The sequence below is a fragment of the Treponema endosymbiont of Eucomonympha sp. genome, assembly GCF_001028545.1.
The window spans coordinates 1-465 of the sequence record NZ_BBPW01000594.1 but is presented as its reverse complement, the minus strand read 5'-3'; the positions used below and the strand labels follow the sequence as shown (position 1 = coordinate 465).

The following is a 465-nucleotide window of genomic DNA, read 5'->3' as shown; positions in this document are numbered from 1 at the left end:
TATACCATGGGCAGCATCATGTCCGACGCGCGGATTCCCGAAATGCGGCTCGCCTGTCCCAGCGTGAGCGGGCGGACGGCTTCCAGCTTCTGGCGGGATTCCGCCGAGAGCGCGGGGAGCGCGCCGTAGTCGAAGTCCGGCGGGATTCGGGCGTTTTCCATTCTCCTGAACTTCTCGATTCGCTGGTCCTGTTTTTTGATATAGTGCGCGTACTTCCGGTCGACGAGCGCCGCTTCCCACGCCGCCGCGGGGTAGCGCGTCCCGCCCGCGCCGTCCGTGTTTTCCGCGTCGGGGTGTTTGTCGAGCAGCGCGAGGATTTCCGTTTCGAGCCGCGCTTTTTCGCGCACCGCGTCCAGTTGCGCCTGCGTCTTCAGCCCGAGGGCAAAACCCTTCTCCGTCAGCCGCCGGTCCGCCGTGTCGTGGCGCAGCTTCAGCCGGTATTCGGCGCGTGCGGTGAACATGCGG

1 protein-coding gene is annotated in these 465 nt (G+C 65.8%); it reads right to left on the bottom strand.

Going from position 1 to position 465, the window contains the following annotated elements:
• On the bottom strand, nt 1-465 hold a 465-nt coding region (locus AWU74_RS08230), incomplete at both ends, for a tRNA modifying enzyme MnmG family protein (protein WP_498067496.1).